Here is a 15,249-nt window from a genome sequence, read left to right as displayed (position 1 = left end):
GGGTGGTCTGTGGTTGCCCGCGCAGTTCCCCGCGCCCCTGAGTCGGACCAGGCCCGTCAGCTGCCGGGCTCAGGTTTCCTCGCCCACCACATGCACCGCTGCTTCCTCGGCGCCCGCCGCCCCACCGTCGACGCCCACGTCCCGCGCGACCTCCTCCTTGGTGGTGTTCGTGTGCGCGCCCTCGTCCGGGGCGACCAGGCGGCCCGCCCGCCTCTCGCCCACCTCGGCATCCACCGGCTCGCCCTCGCCGCCGGGCAGGTCGCCGATGTCGTCGCCCGGTGGTGCGGTCACGTCCGGGGTCTCCTGGGCGAGGCGTTCGTCCAGGGTCTCCCCCGCGTGCTGCTCGCCCGCGGTGGTGCCCTGCTTGGTGACGCCCAGGGGGCGCTCCGGCGGGGAGTAGCCCTCGTCGAGGACGTCGTCGTAGGTGCGTTCGTCGACCGCGTCCTGGAGGTCCAGGGGACCGGCGTCCTCCTGTTCCTCGTTGGTTCCGGTGGGCTGGTAGGCGTCGTCCGCCATCGGGGTCTGCTCGGACGGCTGGTCGCTCATGGTCGCCTCCCTGTCGGCTCGCGGGCGGTCCCGGTCCGCGTTTCCCCGAAGCGGTCGGCCAACCCCCGGTCAGGACCCTGACTGCTCGGCCGCGGCCAGCCCCTTCGTCCACTTCTCCTCGATACGGCCCGCCTTCCACACCAGCAGGGCGATCGCCCAGGTGGCGAAGAAGAGGCCGACGATGACGAAGCCGACGGTGTTGAGGTCGAGGCCGGAGATCCAGTCCCAGAAGGCGCCGTGGAGGCCGAGCTTGTCGGCGAGGAGGCCGAGGAGTTCGACCGTGCCGATGATGAGGGCGACGGCGACGGACAGACCGGTGATGGTGAGGTTGTAGTAGACCTTGCGGACCGGCTTGGAGAACGCCCACTCGTAGGCGAAGTTCATGAACGAGCCGTCGATGGTGTCCAGCAGGGACATGCCGGCCGCGAAGAGGACGGGCAGGCAGAGGATCGCGTACCAGGGCAGGCCCGAGGCGGCGCCGGAACCGGCCAGGACCAGCAGGGCGATCTCCGTCGCGGTGTCGAAGCCGAGGCCGAACAACAGGCCCAGCGGGTACATCTGCCACGGCTTGCTGATCGAGCCGGTGACCCGGCCGAGCAGGCGGTTCATGAAGCCGCGGTTGTTCAGCTGGTTTTCCAGGGCCGCCTCGTCGTAGGCACCGGAGCGCATCTGCCGGAACACCTTCCAGATGCCGACGAGGATGACGAGGTTGATGCCTGCGATCAGGTAGAGGAAGGTGCCGGAGACCGTCGTACCGATCAGGCCCGTCACCTCGTGCAGATGCGAGTTGTCGTCGCGGACCGGTGCGGCCAGGCTCTTCATGCCGAGCGAGAGCAGCAGGGCCAGGCCGAAGACGATGCTGGAGTGGCCGAGGGAGAACCAGAAGCCCACCGACAGCGGGCGCCGACCCTGACCCATCAGTTTGCGCGTGGTGTTGTCGATCGCCGCGATGTGGTCGGCGTCGAAGGCGTGCCGCATGCCGAGGGTGTAGGCGGTCACGCCGATGCCGATGCCGAAGGACTGGGTTCCCACGCTGAAGTGCTGTGGCGCGATGATGCCGACCAGGGTGCCCCAGCCGATGATGTGCAGGGCGAGCACGAAGGCGGCCATACCGCCGACCCTGATCCACTCCTGGCGTGTCATGGAGGCCCGGACACGGTGCCAGGCCGAGCGCTTGGCGTCGGCCTGGGCGGGGAGGGACGGAGCGGAACCAGGAGCGGCCGTCATCGGGAGGGTCTGTCCTTCGGTCGTGCGGTACGGCTGCGCTGCGCAGCCCCGCGCCATCTTCCCGTAGTTGCAATTCATGTGCAACAACGGGTGGCAGGCCTTTCCCGCGGACAGGGGAAAGAAATGGGAAAGGCCGGACCCTGGCGCGGAAGACCGGTCAGGCCGACAGCATCCCGCTGCCCAGCCAGTCCTTGCCGTCCCGGACACCGGGCAGGGCGAAGAAGTAGCCGCCGCCCGTGGGGGAGATGTAGTCCACCAGCGGCTCGTCGATCAGCCGGGTCTGCACGGCCTCGAACTGGCGCTTGACGTCCTGGTTGTAGCAGCAGAACACCAGGCCCATGTCGAGGTTGCCGACGTTGTCCACGCCCCGGTCGTAGTTGTAGCCGCGGCGCAGGATGCGGGAGCTGTCGGTCTCCGCCTTGCGCGGGTTGGCGAGCCGGATGTGGGCGTCCACGGGGATCACGGTGCCGTGCGGGTCCTTGGCGTACTGGGGGATGTCGGTCTCCTTGGCGCCGTCGAGCGGGGCGCCGGTGTCCTTGCGGCGGCCGAACATCTTCTCCTGCTCGGTGAGCGAGACCCGGTCCCAGAACTCGACCAGCATCCGGATGATCCGGATGACCTGGTAGCTGCCGCCCGTGGTCCAGGCCGGCTCGCCCTGGCCCGCGCCGACCCAGATCAGCTTGTCGGTCTCGCGCGCGGAGGTGACGTCCGGGTTGGCGATGCCGTCCTTGAAGCCGAGCAGGTTGCGCTGGGCGCCGGTGGGGCGCGGGGCGTTCTGGAAGCCGTCGATGCGCCACTTGATCTGCATGGCGCCGCGGGTGTGCCGGGCGATGTCGCGCAGGGCGTGCAGCACGGTGTCCGTGCTCTGGGCGCAGATCTGCAGGGACAGGTCGCCGTGGCACTCGGCCGCGTTCAGGTTGTCGTTGGGGAAGGTCCGCATCGGGGTGAGCCGGGCGGGCCTGGCCTCGGCGAGGCCGTAGCGGTCGTCGAAGAGGGAGGCGCCGACGCCGACGGTGACGGTGAGGCCGTCGGAGGGGACCTCGGGGCCGAGGATGCCGTTGTCGGAGGGAGGCGCGCCGACACCGAGGTCGGTGGGGCTGCCGCCGGAGGTGAGGAACCGGGCCCGCTCGGTGATGGTCTTCAGCAGATCGGTCAGGCCCTTGCGGTCGTCGGCTATGACGTCGAGCGAGACGAAGGTGGCGGCGGCCGGTGCCGGGGTGATGATGCCGGCCTGGTGGGCCCCGTGGAAGGGGACCTTGGCGGTGCTGTCGGCGCCCGCGGGCTGGGCCTGCGCGGTGCCACCGCTCTCGCCGAGGGCGAAGCCGCCGCCGGCCAGGACCGCTCCGGCGGCACCGGCACCGAGGGCGGTCCGCACGAAGGAGCGGCGGGCGGGGCCGACGGGGCAGGCCGACGGTTCGGCAGTGGACATCGCGGGGTTCCCTTCGGGGTGCGGGTGCGCGGACTTCGTCGGGCGGGCTTCGGTCATCAGGCGGACTTCCGGATCTCGAGCAGGTCCGGGACGGGGGCGAGGTCTTCCAGCAGCTGCCCGGTGGCACCGTTCAGTCGCTGCCGGTCACTCGCGGAGAGCTGGTCGGCGGGGGTCCAGTGGTCGCCGTCGTGAGCCGCGTCCAGGAGCTTCTGCACGCGCGCGATGTCCGCGTCGACCGTCGGGAGCAGCTGGGGCGCACGGCTGGTGAGCAGCGGCTTGAGGACGGTGAGCAGTTCGCGGGTGCCGGCGAGGTTGGCGTCGGCGGTGGCGAGGTTCGTGCCGCTGCCCTCGTCGGTGTCGCCGGTCAGCTCGAACTGGAGGGTGTTCTCCAGGATCTCGTGGGCGCGCAGCGGCAGGTCGCCGGGGTCGAAGTCCTGGCTCGGGAAGGCCTTGCGCAGCCCTGCGGCGTCCGTCGCGAGCTGCCGGGCGGGGGCGGTCAGGTCCCCCGCGGACTGGCCGTGCCACAGGCCGTACTCGAGGCGGAGGAAGCCGGTGAAGTCCTTGTCCTTCTCGCCGTCGGGCAGTCCGTCGGCGCGGCCGTCGATCTTCTGGTCGAAGTCCTCGAAGGTGCCGTAGGCGGCGCCGAGGGAGGCATAGGTGCGGTGGGCGGTGAGCCAGTCGGTGCGGGCCTTGTCCAGGTGGCCGTGCTCGATGTCGTCGTCCAGGGTGTGGGTCTGGGCGACGAGGGTGTCCAGCCCCTGCTCGACGTACGTCTTGTACGCCTTCAGGGGGGCGGCGAGGTCCTGTTCGGAGACGGGGACGACCGGCTTGGCCGCGCCGCCGCCGCTCACGGTCACCGACTTGGAGGTGACGGCCTTGCCGCCGGTGGGGACACAGCGCCAGGCGTAGGTGCCGCCGGCGACGGTGGCGACGAGGTCGCGGGTGGTGCCGGGGGCCAGGCCCTCGATCTCGCCGTAGACCGCGCTGGTCGACGGGTCGATCAGGTACACCTCGGACGTCTTGCCGCCGGTGTTCTGCATCTGGAAGGTCTGGCGGCCCGGCTTGGGCGCGGTGAAGCCCTTGCCGCACTCGGTCTCGGAGACGGCGACGGTCTGGTCGCCGGCGGGCTTGGGCCGGGAGAGGGCGACGACGAGTCCGGCGATCACGGCGGGTACGGCGACCACGGCGGCCGGCACCACCCAGACGGGACGGCGCCGCTCCGACCGCCCGGCCTTCGGCTCGCGGGCGGGGTGTTCCTTCGCCGGCTTCGGGCCCGTGGCCCGTACGCCGCGCACGAACAGGGTCATCACGACGGCCAGGTAGGCGCCGTAGGCCACCACCTGGAACCAGGTCATGGTCGGGGTGAGGTTGAAGACGCCCTGGATCAGGGTGCTGTACCAGGAGCCGGCGTCGACGCTGCTCGCGAGGTCGACCGCGTAGGCCGCCTTCCCGGGCAGTACGCCGCCCTCCTGGAGGTCGCGCAGGCCGTAGCCGAGGACGCCGGCCGCGATGACGATCAGGACTGCGCCGGTGGCGGTGAAGAACTTCGTCAGGTTGATCTTCAGGACCCGCCGGTACAGGCCCCAGCACAGGAGCGTCGCGAGGACCAGGCCGATGCCGGCGCCGGTCAGCGGTCCGGCCGACTCGCCGGCCGCCCGCGCGGTGGTCCACAGGAACAGGGCCGTCTCCAGGCCCTCACGTCCGACCGCGAGGAAGGAGGTGAGGATCAGCACGCCGGAGCCCATGGCGAGCGCGCCGGTCACCTTCTCCTTCAGCTCGCCGGAGAGGCTGCGGGCCGAGCGGCGCATCCAGAACACCATGGCGGTGACGAACGCGACGGCGATCACACTGAGGGTGCCGCCGAACGCCTCCTGGGCGGTCTGCGGCATGGACGCGGCGGTGAAGGTGAGCACCGCGCCGAAGCTCATGGCGACGGCGACGGCGGCCAGCACGCCCGTCCACACCTGGGGCAGACGCGAGCGTGCCTCGGCCCGGACGAGGGTGGCGACCAGGATGGAGACGATGAGTCCGGCTTCGAGTCCCTCCCTCAGTCCGATCAGGAAACTCGGAAACGCGTCGTCCCACATGCCCTGCTGCCCTCCCTGCTAGTTAGTGAAGGCATGCCTTACCTTCGCGGACCATCATGGCTACGTCCATGTAGTCAGCCGGTCACAAAGCGGCAATGGACAGGTAAAGGCCGGGAACGAACGCCACTCTCCGTTCGTCTACAGGCCGATAGACCGTCTACAAATGTGTAGTCGGATCTGGTCGAGGAACTCGATGGAAAGGGCGTACGGCGATGGCCGCTTCCCCCCACCTGGCGTCGCAGCTCGCGGTCAACGTGCTCGACGCCCACTCCCTGCTCGCCGCCTTCGGCGTGCTCGGCGTCGGCGTGGTGCTCTTCGCGGAGACGGGCCTGCTGATCGGGTTCTTCCTGCCCGGTGACTCCCTGCTGTTCACGGCGGGCCTGCTGTGCACGGGCACGTCCGACCGCGGGGTGCACCTGTCGCTCGGACCGCTGCTCGTCGCGGCGGCCGTCGGCGCCCTGGCCGGCTCGCAGTGCGGATTCGTGCTCGGCCGCAAGGCGGGCGGCACGCTGCTGGCCCGCACCCGGTCGGCGAAACTGCGCGAGGGCGCGCAGCGCGCCGAGGAGCTGCTGGAGCGGTACGGCCACGCGAAGGCGATCGTGCTGGCCCGCTTCGTCCCGGTGGTGCGCACGGTGCTGAACCCGATGGCGGGCGCGCTCGGTGTCCCCGCCCGGACCTTCACCCTCTGGCAGGTGGCGGGCGGGCTCGTGTGGAGCCTCGGTCTCACGCTCGGCGGTTACGCGCTGGGCTCCTCGATCCCGAACGTCGACAAGTACCTGCTGCCGGTGATCGCGCTGATCGTCGCCGTCTCCCTCCTCCCGCTCGCCGCCGAGGTGCTGCGCTCCCGGAAGGCGGCCAAGGAGGAGGCCGGCGGATGACGGACACGCTCTCCGCCTCGCACGTCGACGGGCCGCTCTACATAGACGTGGTGGACCTCGCCCACCACTCCCCCGGCTGGCTGGACGGCACGATCGCCGTGTGGTCGGCGTACGGCCTGGCGGTGTTCGCGCTGCTCATGATCGTGGGCTGGTGGCGGGCCCGCCGGGACGGGGCGACCGCGGCCTTTACGGCGCTGACCGTGCCGGTGGCGGTGGTCGTGGCGTTCGCCGTGAACAGCGCGGTGAAGCCACTGGTGGCCGAGGACCGGCCGTGCCGGGGCCTGGCCTTCCGCACACTGGAGGCGTGTCCCGCGCGGGGCGACTGGTCGTTCCCGAGCAATCACACCGCGGTCGCCTTCGCCGCGGCGGTCGCCCTGTTCTTCGTCTCCCGGCGGCTGGGGGCCGTGGCGTCGGTGTGCGCGCTCGCCATGGCGGCCTCCCGGGTCTGGGTCGGGGTGCACTACCCGCACGACGTCGTCGCGGGGGCGGTCGTCGGCGGGCTGGTCGGCTTCCTGGCGATGACCGGCCTGCGGCGGTGGCCGAAGGGCCTGGCGGGCCGGCTGTCCGGGACCTGGATCCGCCCGATGCTGATGTCCGGAACCGCATGAGTCGCATGAGGCCCAGAGGCCTCGCCGACCCGGCGGGCATGGTGGCCCTGGGCGCCTGGATGGCGTTCGCCGTGCTGGCCGCGGTGGTGGTGAGCGACCAGGGCGGCCCGCTCTACCTGGACCAGGGGCTGCTGTCCTGGTCCGTCGGTCACCGCCCGCCGATGGCGGTGGCGGTGGCCCGCGGACTGACCAGCACGGGCACGGGCGTCGTGCCGTACGTCCTGGTGGTCCTGGCCGGGCTGATCGCCGGCCGCACCGCGCGGCAGCGGCTGGTGGCCGCGCTGCTGGGCGTGGCCTGCCTCGGGGCCGGCCAGGCCGCCCGCTACGGCCTGATGGACCTGGTCCGCCGGGCCCGGCCGCCGCATGACGGCTGGCAGACACACGCCTCCGGCTGGTCGTTCCCCTCGGGGCACACCACCACGGCCGCGCTGACGGCCGGGCTGCTGATCCTGGGCCTGTGTCTGCGCGCCCCGAAGGGCCGGACCGTGCTGTGCCTGCTGGTCGCGTGCTGGGGGGCGGGGGTCGGGCTGACCCGTGTCTTCCTGGGCGTGCACTGGTTCACCGACGTGCTCGGCGGCTGGCTGTTCGCCGTCGGCTGGCTCGGTGTCTTCGTCTGCGCGGCGGCCCGGTGGCTGCCCGGGCGATACGTTCCCCGTGCCCCGGAGCCGGGCACCTCACCCCCCGAGTGACACGGCCGGCCGGCCGGTGGAGAGACATGCGCCCCAGGATCCTCATCGTCGAGGACGATCCCGCCCTGCGTGACGTGCTGCGCCGTGGTCTGCACGACGAGGACTTCGACACGGTCTGCGCCGGCGACGGCGCCACCGCCCTGCGGCTGGCGACACCGGACGTGTCCGCCGTCGTGCTGGACATCGGCCTGCCCGACGCGGACGGCCGCGACGTCTGCCAGGCAATGCGCGCGGGCGGCTTCCTCGCCCCGGTCGTCTTCCTGACGGCCCGGCACGGGATCACGGACCGGCTGTCGGGCTTCTCGGCCGGCGGCGACGACTATCTGCCCAAGCCGTTCCACCTCGCCGAGCTGGCCGCACGGCTGCGCGCCGCCCTGCGCCGGGCCGCGCCCCCGGCCGCGCCCACGGCCGCGTCCGCCGTCGCGGACGGGCTGGTGCTGGACGCGGTCCGGCACAGCGCCACCGTGCAGGGCAGGCGCGTCGATCTCACCCCGACGGAGTTCCGGCTGCTGGCGGCGCTCACGGCGGCCGGCGGGGAGCTGGTGCGCCGCCGCGATCTGGTCCGCGCGGGCTGGCCGGAGGGAGCGCAGGTCAGCGACAACACGCTGGACCAGTACCTGACCCGGCTGCGGCGCAAGCTGCGCACGGCGGGCAGCGAGCGGACCATCGCCACCGCACGCGGGATCGGCCACCGCCTGACATGAGCCTCTTCGCACGCACCCCGGCGCTGTTCGTCCGGCTCGCGCCCCGCACCCTGCGCGGCCGGCTCTCCCTGGTCGCGCTGACCACCGCCGCGCTGCTGATGGTGATCCTCACCGTCGCCTTCAACACCGTGGTCCGCCACCGCCTCCAGCGGGAGGCGGACGACGAGCTGCGCACCCGGGCGGCGGCCGTCGCCACGACTGTCGACACCCGGCGCGGCCGGGTGCGGGTGCTGGAGACCTCCGGCGACCGGCTCCTGGACACCAATGCCTGGATCTACACGGGCGGCAGACTGCTGGAACGGCCGCCGACCGGCGCCGGCGCCCTCACGCGGGCCGCCGACGCCCTGGCCGCGCGCGGCCGGCCCGGCTGTGCCACGGTGCACGGCCCGGATGCGATACGGCTGTGCGCGGAGCCGGTGCCCGGTGCGGCGGCTCGGGCCACCGTCGTCACGGCCCTGGACCTCGGGCCGTACCGGAGTTCGGCCGAGACGCTGATGCTGGGCTCGTTCGCGCTGGACGCGGTGATGCTCGCCTGCACCTATGCGCTGACCCGGCTGGCGGTGGGCCGGGCGCTGCGGCCGGTGCGCACGATGACGGACCAGGCGACGCAGTGGAGCGCCGTGGGGTCGCAGGAGCGCTTCGCGGGCCGTGGCCGGCCGGCCGAACTGGCCGCGCTCGGCGATTCGCTGGACTCCCTGCTGGACCGGATCCGGGCGGTGCTGCGCCACGAGCGGCAGCTGACCGGCGAGCTGTCCCACGAACTGCGCACCCCGCTGAGCCGGATCGTGGCCGAACTGGACTGGTGGGGCGCAAGGCCCCGCTCCGACGCCGAGACCCGCGCCTCCCACGAGGTCATGGCGGAGGCCGCGCAGTCGATGCGCAGAATGTGCGACACCCTGCTGGACGAGGCCCGCGAGGGTGTGCCGACGGCGCCCGGCACCGCGGACGTGCCGACGGTGTTGCGTCGCCTGTCCGCTTGCGTGGACGCCCCGGATCCGGTGCGGGTCGTCGTAGCGGACGGCCCGGGGCCGCTCACGGCCGGGGTGCAGCCCTCGCTCCTCGAACGGATCGTCAGCCCGCTGCTGGCCAACGCCGTGCGCTACGCCCGTACGACGGTCACGCTGAGCGCGTGCCGGTCGGACGGAGGGATACGGGTCGAGGTGACGGACGACGGGCCGGGCGTGCCAACGGCCTTCACGGACCTGCTCTTCCAGCCCGGCAAGCGGGCCGATCCCGGTGACGGGCACGGCGGGGCGGGCCTGGGGCTGTCGCTCGCCCGGCGCCTGGCCCGCTCCGCCGGCGGCGAGGTGTCCCACGACCCCGGGCACGGGCCCGGGGCGCGGTTCGTGGTCACCCTGCCCGCCGGATGAGCAACGTCAGACGGCCTGCTCGGCCGGCCGCTGCTCGGAGACGTCCTTGCGGGTGACGATCAGGAAGACGACCAGGCCCAGGATGACGGCGAGGAACAGGGCGCTGGTCACCACGGTGCCCAGGCCCAGGCCGCCGTCGCCGGTGGGCTGGGAGAGGTAGTCGCCGACGGAGGCGCCGAGCGGCCGGGTGAGGATGTAGGCGATCCAGAAGCTCCACACGGCGTTGAGACCGAGCGCGAACCGGGCGATGGCGACCGCGGCGATGGCGGCGGCGAACAGCACGGCGGAGATCCAGTAGCCGAGGTCCATCTTCTCGGCGACCAGGTCGCCGGCCGAGGTGCCGAGCGCGAAGGTGAACAGGACGGCGAGCCAGTAGAAGGCCTCGCGGCGGGTGGTGTCGATGTGGTGGATCGACAAGGTGCGCTCGGTGCGGTACCAGGCGGCGAAGACGATCACCAGGGCGGTCGTGAAGACGGTCGTGGTGGTCTCCAGCGCCACGCCCATGTTGTCGGTGAGGTTGTCGCTGACCAGGGTGCCGACGACGCTGATCAGCGCGACGGCGAGCCAGTACACGCCGGCGCGGTAGGCCTTGGTGCGGAACTGCACCACGAGCACGACCGCGAGGAGCGCGCTCATCAGCAGCGACACTCCGGTCAGGCCTAGGCCGGCCTTCTCGTTCAGCAGGTCGGCGGCGGTCTCACCGACCGTCGTGCACAGCACCTTGATCACCCAGAAGTAGACGGTGACTTCGGGCACCTTGTTCCAGCGGACACGGCGGCCGGGCGCGGTGATGCCGGTGGCGGCCACCGTGGTCGGAGAGGTCTCTGATGTCATGGTGCCGACGGTGCCAAGCGGAACCTGAACGCATCCTGAGCGCCCGCCGCCGCCCTGGGTCAGGGCGTGGCGTGTGGTCCGTCCGGGCGGGCGGCGCGCTGCCCGACCATCTCCCGGCTCAGCTCCTCGGTCTCCGCCTCCGGCAGCCGCTCGAAGCCGTCCGCCGTGATGACACTGACGACGGGGAAGATACGGCGGTGCAGGTCGGGGCCGCCGGTGGCCGAGTCGTCGTCCGCCGCGTCGTAGAGCGCCTGGAGCGCGGTGAGGGCGGCCTCGCGCCGGGTGAGGTCCGGCCGGTAGAGCTTCTTCAGGGCGCCCCGGGCGTACGGCGAGCCGGAGCCCTCGGCGTGGAAGTCGTACTTCTCGTACAGGCCGCCTGCCGCGTCGAAGCCCCAGATGCGGCCGCGTCCGCCGCCGGGCGCGGTGAGGTCGTACCCGGCGAGCAGCGGGACGACGGCGAGGCCCTGCATGGCCTGGGCGAGGTTCTGCCGGATCATGGCCGCGAGCCGGGTCGCCTTGCCGGCCAGGGTCATCGGGATGCCCTCGATCTTCTCGTAGTGCGTGAGCTCGACCTGGTAGAGCCGCACCATCTCGACGGCGAGGCCCACGGTGCCGGCGAAGGCGACGGCCGTGAAGTCGTCGGCGGGGTGCACCTTCTCCAGGTCGCGCTGGGCGATGAGGTTGCCCATGGTGGCCCGGCGGTCGCCGGCGATCAGCACGCCGTCGCGGTAGGTGAGGGCGAGAACGGTGGTGCCGTGCGGAAACCGGTCGCAGGCCGTCCCCGCGCGGGCGGGCGACGAGGGTGCGGTGGGCAGCAGGCGGGGGCGGTGGGCGGCCAGGAACTCGGTGAAGGACGACGTTCCCGGTATGAAGAACGCCTCGCTCGGCAGCCCCGCTGTGTCGTTCCCGGACATGGCTTCTCCCCCTCGTGTGGTGGCACGCGACATCCGACTCCTACCTGCGGCGGGCGCGCGGGAAACTCCCCCTCCCTCACAGTGCTTTGCGTCGCACCAGCACCCCGAGTACCAGCAGGCCGGGAAGCAGCGGCAGCCACACGGTCAGCAGCCGGTAGCCGAGCACGGCGGAGGCGGCGGCCGCGCCGGGGGCACCGGAGACGGTGAGGGCGAGGGCGAGCGCCGCGTCCAGGGAGCCGAGGCCGCCGGGGGTGGGCAGCAGGGCGGCGGCGCTGCTGGCAGCGAGGTACAGCAAGGCCACCTGGAGCGGGGGCAGCGGCAGTTCGATCGCCTGGGTGACGGCGATGAGGACCAGGCAGTGCAGCCCGGCGAAGGCGAGCGAGCCGCCCCACAGGGCCGCCGCTCGCGCCGGGCAGCCGTGCAGGGCGCGCAGGTCCGCCAGCACGGCCGACAGGGCCCGGCGGCAGCGCGCCCACCAGGGGGTCGCCGGCAGGGCCGCGAGCAGGAGGAGTGTGCCCAGGGCGACGGCGAGCGTTGTCGGGGTGAGGTGCGGCGGGTGCAGCAGGCCCGGGCAGGCCGGGGCGAGCAGCGCGATCAGCGCCAGGCGGACGGCCGCCCCGGCGGTGGCCTTGACGGCGAGGGCGCTGGCCGAGCGGCCGGCGGGCAGTCCGCAGCGCATCAGGAACCGCAGGTTCACCGCGCCGGCGCCGAGCCCGGCGGGCAGCAGGTGGTTGGCGGCCGAGGCGGCGAACTGGGCGGCGACCAGCCGGGGTCCGGGCAGCCGTCGTACGACCGCGCCCTGCTGGGCGAGCGCGGAGGCCGCCCAGGTGCACAGGGCCGCCGTCGCGCCGAGCAGCAGCCAGCCCTGGTCGGCGCCGGCCAGCCGCCCGGCGCCGCTCTCCACCACGGCCCAGTGCCGGCGGGCCAGGTACACCGCGCCGAGGAGGACGGCGCACAGGAAGCCGGCGTGCCAGTAGGCGCGGCGCCGGCCGAGGGAGGCGGTGAGTTCGGCCGGTGACGTCATCGGCGGCTCCCCGGCACGGAGTAGTACAGCCGCCCGCCGTCGAAGGGCTCGGCCGGCCAGTCGCGGGCGTATCCGGGCGGCCGGGAGCCGGCGGACACGAGTACGGCGACCGGAATCCGCCGGGCGGTGCGGGCGATGCCCCTCTCGGTGGTGTTGGTGTTGTGCCCGGCGGTCGAGGCCGAGGCGCAGCCGGCGTAGAACGCGAGGGGGATGGCGTCGCCGCCGGTGAGCAGACAGGGCGGGCGGACGCCGAGCCGGTGCAGGACGACGGTCGTGCGGGACCAGCCGGTGCGTTGTGCGGTGGCGCCGTCCACCGTGTGCACCAGGATCGCGAGCTGCACCGCGAGGTGGGCCGCGAGCCCGAGGCAGACCAGCGTCGCGACGACCGGGCGCCAGGGTCGGCGCGGCGCGGTGACGAGGTACCACAGGGCGTCGGCGACCGGGAGCGCGAGCAGGGCGTAGACCGGCAGCAGGAAGCGCGGAGCCGCGTAGCCGATCATGAAGAGGTAGGGGAAGGCGGCGGTGGCCGCGCAGGCGAGCGGCAGCAGCGTGGCCGCCGTACGCCAGGCGTGGGCGGCGACGGCGAGACCGAGCACGGCGAGCGGGGGCAGGACGAACCACCAGACGGCGACCACGGGGTTGGGCAGCTCGCCGGTGCAGGGCCGGCACAGTGCCCGGCCGCCGAGACCGCGCAGCTGGTCGACGACGGCGAGGTGCCAGCCGAGGCCGCCCTGGATCGCCGAGCTTTCGGACAGCCGGCGCAGCAGACCGCCGTAGCCGGCGTACGCCTCGATCACCCACTCGGCGGCGCCGGCCGCGAGCCCGGCGAGCAGGGCCGCGAGGGCCCGCCAGTGGCGGCGGGCGAGGCCGAGGGCGAGGAACGGCAGGACGGCCCAGACGGCGTCCATGGGCCGCATCCAGGCCATGAGCGCGGTGCCGGCCGCCAGACCCCACCATGGCGAGCGCCCGGCGCCGCCGCGGACCCGCAGGAAGCAGCCGACGGCGGCCAGGGCGCCCACGGCGACCCAGTAGTTGGGCATGGCCTGCGGGCCGTAGAACAGGGTCACCCACAGGGAGGCGAAGAGGGCGCCGGCGAGGGCGAGGACGCGGGCCGGGAACAGGAAGCGCCACGCGAGCAGGGCCAGGAACAGGGCGAGGCCGGACAGGACCGCGAGGTAGCTCCGCAGCAGTGCCGTGGAGGACGACCAGGAGGCGACGGGCGCGACGAGCAGGGAGACGCCCCGGGCGCGGGGTGCGCTGAAGAAGGCCGCCGGAGCGTGGGCGCTGACCTGGCTGACGTACACCGTCTCGTCCCAGCCGAGGCCCAATCCGGGCCGGACGAGGAGCAGCTGGGCCAGGGTGAAGGCGGCGGCGACGGCCGCGAGCGGTGCGGTGGTACGGACCGGCCGGGTGCCGTCGGGCGTGCGCTGTGGGCGCGAGCGCCGGATTCCGGCGAATGTGGCATGCGCGCTGCCGGCCATCATCACCCCTCTGCCCCGCGGCATGCGGAGGCCCTTGCCACCCTACAACCTGTAGGGCCGACGACGGGAGTCGGGCGAAAACACCGTCAAACTACCCCGAATCCCTGCCCGGTGCGGGGAGGATGGGGCCATCCGGCCGATGGCACTACGCGCTGTAAGGTTGGGGCATGGCTGGCACAGGGTCCCGCGGCAGGGCGGAACGGCGCAGCGCCGGTGAGCTGGAGAGCGAGGTGCTGGCCGCCCTCTGGGCCACCGAGCGGCCGCTGACCCCGGCGGAGATCCAGGCCGAGATCGACGGCGCACTCGCCTACAACACGGTGCACACCATCCTCAAACGCCTCTACGACAAGGGGCTGGTGCTGCGCGACGCCGACGGGCGGCGCGGCGCGTACCGGCCGGCGAAGAACGCCGCCGAGCTGACCGCCGAGGCGATGCACCAGGCCCTGGACCGGGGTCCCGACCCGATCGCCGCGCTCCAGCAGTTCGTGACCGGGCTCAGCCCCGAGGAGGAGCGGGCGCTGCGCGAGTTGCTGGCCGGAGGCGGCGCATGAGGTTCGACGTGTACAGCCCGCTGGTGCTGTCCCTGCTGCTGTCGGTGGTCGGGCCGCTGATCGCCCGGCGGGTCGCTCCGGCACTCGCCGCGCGCGTGCTGACCTCGGCCGCCGTGCTGACCGCCGCGGCCACGACCTGGTCGCTGGTCCTGCTGGCCACGGCACTGCTCGGGGACGCGCCGCCGGTGATCCGCGAGGCCCGGGAGGACGGGCGTACGGTCACGGATCCGGTGCCCGAGGTGATCGGGTTCGCGGCCTGTCTGGCGCTGGTGGTGATCGCCCTTCGGGTGTACCGGGCGGTCCGGGCCGAGCGGTGCGCGCGGCGGCTTCTGCGGCGGCTGTGCTCGGGGCATCCGGCGGACACCGAGCTGATCGTCGCCGCCTCCGAGGTGCCGCAGGCCTTCGCGATCCCGGGTCGGCCCGGCCGGATCCTGGTCACCTCGGCCATGCTGAGCGCTCTCGCCCCCGCCGAGCGGCGCGTGCTGCTCGCGCACGAGCGCGCCCATCTCACGCACCGGCACGGCCCGCTGGTCACGGCGGCGACGCTCGCGGCGGCGGCCGACCCCCTGCTGGATCCGGTGCGTACGGCGGTCACGTTTCTGGTGGAGCGCTGGGCGGACGAGCAGGCGGCGTCGGCGGTCGGCGACCGGCGGACAACCGCCCGGGCACTGGCGCGAGCCGCGCTCACCGCCGGCCGGGGCCGCACCGCCTGCGCCCTGCACTTCACCGACCGGGCCGTCACCCGCCGTATCGCGGCCCTGCAGACCAGCCCGCCGCCGCGCCTGTGGCCCGCCGCGGCGGCCGTCCTCCTCCTGGGCACCCTTGCCGCCCTGCTCGCCGCCGACGCGACGGGCGACTTGCTGCGGCAGCTGTCCGGCGCGCTGAACTGAGCCGCGCAACTCAGCGT

General features: G+C 73.3%; 15 protein-coding genes. 7 read left to right on the top strand and 8 right to left on the bottom strand.

Annotation, left to right across the window (positions count from 1 at the left end):
- Positions 1-69: 69 nt before the first annotated feature.
- The 4 genes from ACWC0C_RS32105 to efeU all read right to left on the bottom strand — a co-directional run bounded on the left by ACWC0C_RS32105 (position 70) and on the right by efeU (position 5,289).
- Complete coding sequence (locus ACWC0C_RS32105; protein WP_450867568.1) at positions 70-546, bottom strand: DUF5709 domain-containing protein; 477 nt, start codon at positions 544-546, stop codon at positions 70-72.
- 69 nt (positions 547-615) lie between these two features.
- A complete protein-coding gene (locus tag ACWC0C_RS32100) occupies positions 616-1,773 on the bottom strand; it encodes a HoxN/HupN/NixA family nickel/cobalt transporter (RefSeq protein WP_450867567.1) in 1,158 nt (385 codons plus the stop codon).
- Positions 1,774-1,930: 157 nt separating this feature from the next.
- Positions 1,931-3,202: an iron uptake transporter deferrochelatase/peroxidase subunit gene (efeB, locus tag ACWC0C_RS32095; protein ID WP_450867566.1), complete on the bottom strand. Its 1,272-nt coding sequence runs from the start codon at positions 3,200-3,202 to the stop codon at positions 1,931-1,933.
- Between the two features lie 56 nt (positions 3,203-3,258).
- Positions 3,259-5,289, bottom strand: coding sequence for an iron uptake transporter permease EfeU (efeU, locus tag ACWC0C_RS32090; protein ID WP_450867565.1), 2,031 nt, complete (start codon positions 5,287-5,289; stop codon positions 3,259-3,261).
- A gap of 212 nt (positions 5,290-5,501) precedes the next feature.
- Here efeU and ACWC0C_RS32085 point away from each other — a divergent pair, with 212 nt between their 5' ends.
- The 5 genes from ACWC0C_RS32085 to ACWC0C_RS32065 are packed head-to-tail and all read left to right on the top strand — an operon-like array spanning position 5,502 to position 9,538.
- On the top strand, positions 5,502-6,167 hold the full coding sequence (locus ACWC0C_RS32085) for a DedA family protein (protein ID WP_449194052.1): 666 nt from the start codon (positions 5,502-5,504) through the stop codon (positions 6,165-6,167).
- Complete coding sequence (locus ACWC0C_RS32080; RefSeq protein WP_450867564.1) at positions 6,164-6,775, top strand: phosphatase PAP2 family protein; 612 nt, start codon at positions 6,164-6,166, stop codon at positions 6,773-6,775. Before ACWC0C_RS32085 ends, ACWC0C_RS32080 begins: the two co-directional genes overlap by 4 nt.
- 5 nt (positions 6,776-6,780) lie before the next feature.
- A complete protein-coding gene (locus tag ACWC0C_RS32075) occupies positions 6,781-7,464 on the top strand; it encodes a phosphatase PAP2 family protein (RefSeq protein ID WP_450867562.1) in 684 nt (227 codons plus the stop codon).
- Positions 7,465-7,490: 26 nt separating this feature from the next.
- The gene (locus ACWC0C_RS32070; protein ID WP_450867560.1) at positions 7,491-8,168 is read left to right on the top strand and encodes a response regulator transcription factor; all 678 of its coding nucleotides are present in this window, start codon (positions 7,491-7,493) and stop codon (positions 8,166-8,168) included.
- Positions 8,165-9,538, top strand: coding sequence for a sensor histidine kinase (locus ACWC0C_RS32065; RefSeq protein ID WP_450867559.1), 1,374 nt, complete (start codon positions 8,165-8,167; stop codon positions 9,536-9,538). Before ACWC0C_RS32070 ends, ACWC0C_RS32065 begins: the two co-directional genes overlap by 4 nt.
- 6 nt (positions 9,539-9,544) lie before the next feature.
- On the opposite strand, the gene ACWC0C_RS32060 is transcribed toward ACWC0C_RS32065, so the two are convergent.
- From ACWC0C_RS32060 to ACWC0C_RS32045, 4 genes are all read right to left on the bottom strand, one after another.
- Positions 9,545-10,372: a COG4705 family protein gene (locus tag ACWC0C_RS32060; protein ID WP_450867557.1), complete on the bottom strand. Its 828-nt coding sequence runs from the start codon at positions 10,370-10,372 to the stop codon at positions 9,545-9,547.
- A 59-nt stretch (positions 10,373-10,431) separates the two neighbouring features.
- The gene (gene prcB, locus ACWC0C_RS32055) at positions 10,432-11,286 is read right to left on the bottom strand and encodes a proteasome subunit beta (RefSeq protein ID WP_450867556.1); all 855 of its coding nucleotides are present in this window, start codon (positions 11,284-11,286) and stop codon (positions 10,432-10,434) included.
- 76 nt (positions 11,287-11,362) lie between these two features.
- Positions 11,363-12,310, bottom strand: coding sequence for a lysylphosphatidylglycerol synthase domain-containing protein (locus ACWC0C_RS32050; protein ID WP_449194046.1), 948 nt, complete (start codon positions 12,308-12,310; stop codon positions 11,363-11,365).
- Positions 12,307-13,791: a hypothetical protein gene (locus tag ACWC0C_RS32045; protein WP_450867624.1), complete on the bottom strand. Its 1,485-nt coding sequence runs from the start codon at positions 13,789-13,791 to the stop codon at positions 12,307-12,309. Before ACWC0C_RS32045 ends, ACWC0C_RS32050 begins: the two co-directional genes overlap by 4 nt.
- A 167-nt stretch (positions 13,792-13,958) precedes the next feature.
- Here ACWC0C_RS32045 and ACWC0C_RS32040 point away from each other — a divergent pair, with 167 nt between their 5' ends.
- Both ACWC0C_RS32040 and ACWC0C_RS32035 read left to right on the top strand, forming a co-directional pair.
- Positions 13,959-14,342 (top strand): BlaI/MecI/CopY family transcriptional regulator, encoded by a 384-nt coding sequence (locus tag ACWC0C_RS32040; RefSeq protein ID WP_450867554.1) that lies wholly within the window; start codon positions 13,959-13,961, stop codon positions 14,340-14,342.
- Positions 14,339-15,232: a M48 family metalloprotease gene (locus ACWC0C_RS32035; RefSeq protein WP_450867553.1), complete on the top strand. Its 894-nt coding sequence runs from the start codon at positions 14,339-14,341 to the stop codon at positions 15,230-15,232. The genes ACWC0C_RS32040 and ACWC0C_RS32035 overlap by 4 nt, the downstream gene beginning before the upstream one ends.
- The last annotated feature ends 17 nt before the right edge of the window (positions 15,233-15,249 follow it).

The organism is Streptomyces sp. NPDC001709 (genome assembly GCF_053596375.1).
This window is presented reverse-complemented; position numbering and strand designations above follow the sequence as displayed.

Coding starts and splice junctions, on each gene's coding strand:
- ACWC0C_RS32075 (WP_450867562.1), top strand. CDS start 6,781: ATGAGGCCCAGAGGCCTCGCCGACCCGGCGGGCATGGTGGCCCTGGGC.
- ACWC0C_RS32035 (WP_450867553.1), top strand. CDS start 14,339: ATGAGGTTCGACGTGTACAGCCCGCTGGTGCTGTCCCTGCTGCTGTCG.
- ACWC0C_RS32050 (WP_449194046.1), bottom strand. CDS start 12,310: ATGACGTCACCGGCCGAACTCACCGCCTCCCTCGGCCGGCGCCGCGCC.
- prcB (WP_450867556.1), bottom strand. CDS start 11,286: ATGTCCGGGAACGACACAGCGGGGCTGCCGAGCGAGGCGTTCTTCATA.
- efeU (WP_450867565.1), bottom strand. CDS start 5,289: ATGTGGGACGACGCGTTTCCGAGTTTCCTGATCGGACTGAGGGAGGGA.
- ACWC0C_RS32100 (WP_450867567.1), bottom strand. CDS start 1,773: ATGACGGCCGCTCCTGGTTCCGCTCCGTCCCTCCCCGCCCAGGCCGAC.
- ACWC0C_RS32080 (WP_450867564.1), top strand. CDS start 6,164: ATGACGGACACGCTCTCCGCCTCGCACGTCGACGGGCCGCTCTACATA.
- ACWC0C_RS32065 (WP_450867559.1), top strand. CDS start 8,165: ATGAGCCTCTTCGCACGCACCCCGGCGCTGTTCGTCCGGCTCGCGCCC.
- efeB (WP_450867566.1), bottom strand. CDS start 3,202: ATGTCCACTGCCGAACCGTCGGCCTGCCCCGTCGGCCCCGCCCGCCGC.
- ACWC0C_RS32105 (WP_450867568.1), bottom strand. CDS start 546: ATGAGCGACCAGCCGTCCGAGCAGACCCCGATGGCGGACGACGCCTAC.
- ACWC0C_RS32060 (WP_450867557.1), bottom strand. CDS start 10,372: ATGACATCAGAGACCTCTCCGACCACGGTGGCCGCCACCGGCATCACC.
- ACWC0C_RS32045 (WP_450867624.1), bottom strand. CDS start 13,791: ATGGCCGGCAGCGCGCATGCCACATTCGCCGGAATCCGGCGCTCGCGC.
- ACWC0C_RS32085 (WP_449194052.1), top strand. CDS start 5,502: ATGGCCGCTTCCCCCCACCTGGCGTCGCAGCTCGCGGTCAACGTGCTC.
- ACWC0C_RS32070 (WP_450867560.1), top strand. CDS start 7,491: ATGCGCCCCAGGATCCTCATCGTCGAGGACGATCCCGCCCTGCGTGAC.
- ACWC0C_RS32040 (WP_450867554.1), top strand. CDS start 13,959: ATGGCTGGCACAGGGTCCCGCGGCAGGGCGGAACGGCGCAGCGCCGGT.